3 protein-coding genes are annotated in these 1,011 nt (G+C 60.3%); all 3 read right to left on the bottom strand.

All coding sequences use genetic code 11. From position 1 onward, the window contains the following. Positions 1 to 257 (bottom strand): FAD-dependent oxidoreductase (locus AWB80_RS42800; RefSeq protein WP_143328305.1); only part of this gene is annotated, 257 nt, incomplete at its 3' end. 5 nt (positions 258 to 262) lie between these two features. Next, the gene (sdhD, locus tag AWB80_RS42795; protein ID WP_061180612.1) at positions 263 to 631 is read right to left on the bottom strand and encodes a succinate dehydrogenase, hydrophobic membrane anchor protein; all 369 of its coding nucleotides are present in this window, start codon (positions 629 to 631) and stop codon (positions 263 to 265) included. A 2-nt stretch (positions 632 to 633) separates the two neighbouring features. Further along, on the bottom strand, positions 634 to 1,011 hold a 378-nt coding region (gene sdhC / locus AWB80_RS42790; RefSeq protein WP_061180611.1), incomplete at its 5' end, for a succinate dehydrogenase, cytochrome b556 subunit.

Raw genomic sequence — 1,011 nt, 5'->3', positions numbered from 1 at the left:
TCGCCGAGCCAGTCGGAGCCCTTGATGGTGTCGTAGAAGTGATAGTGCCAGTTGTCTTCGCTCATGTTGCCGAGCGAAGCGCCGATGCCGCCTTGCGCAGCCACCGTATGCGAGCGCGTCGGAAACACTTTGGACAGCACCGCGACGGAAAGCCCCGCGCGCGCGAGCTGCAGCGATGCGCGCATGCCCGATCCGCCCGCGCCGACGATGACCACGTCAAAGCGACGACGCGGCAGGGAAGTCTTGATTGCAGCCATGTTCTTTAAACTCTCCAGAGAATCTGTGCGGCGTAGCCGGCGCATCCGATCAGCCACAGGATGGTCAGCACCTGCAGCAGCAGGCGCACGCCCATGGGCTTCACGTAGTCCATCCAGATGTCGCGAATGCCGACCCACGCGTGATAGAAGAGGCAAAGCAGGGCCACGAAAGTCGCAAGCTTCATCCACTGGGTCGCGAAGATGCCGGCCCAGCCTTCATAGGAGAAGTTATGCGCGCCGAAGAACCAGAACAGCAGAATGACGGTATAGATGGCCATCACGACCGCAGTGACGCGTTGCGCGAGCCAGTCGCGCAGACCGTAATGGGCGCCGACGACCAGGCGCTTCGGACCGACTCGATTTTGCGTTGCCATGTTTAGAACACTCCGAAGATCTTGAGAGCCATCGCGAGCGTGAGCAACAGCGAAACGATCAGCACGATGAGCGCGGTCTGCCTGCCGCCTTCCTTGTTCACCGCGACGTGGGTGTCGAGCAGCAAGAAGCGAATGCCCGCGCAGAAGTGATGCAGATACGCCCACGACAGCACGAGCGTGATGATCTTGACGATGGGGTTGGCGAGGAAGCCCTTGAACGCGTCGAACGAGATTTCCGACGTCAGGCTCTGATCGAGCAGATACAGGATGAACGGCAGACACACGAAGAGCAGCAGGCCGCTCACGCGATGCAGGATGGATACTTTCCCTGCCAGCGGCAAGCGATACTTCGCGAGTTGGCCGATTCCGATGTTCCGGTA

Origin of the sequence: Caballeronia pedi (genome assembly GCF_001544915.2) — a bacterium.
In the GTDB taxonomy this organism is placed as follows: Bacteria; Pseudomonadota; Gammaproteobacteria; order Burkholderiales; family Burkholderiaceae; genus Caballeronia; species Caballeronia pedi.
This window is presented reverse-complemented; position numbering and strand designations above follow the sequence as displayed.

Bases quoted from the DNA above. Each gene is read 5' to 3' on its own strand.
- sdhD (WP_061180612.1), bottom strand. From the start codon at position 631: ATGGCAACGCAAAATCGAGTCGGTCCGAAGCGCCTGGTCGTCGGCGCC.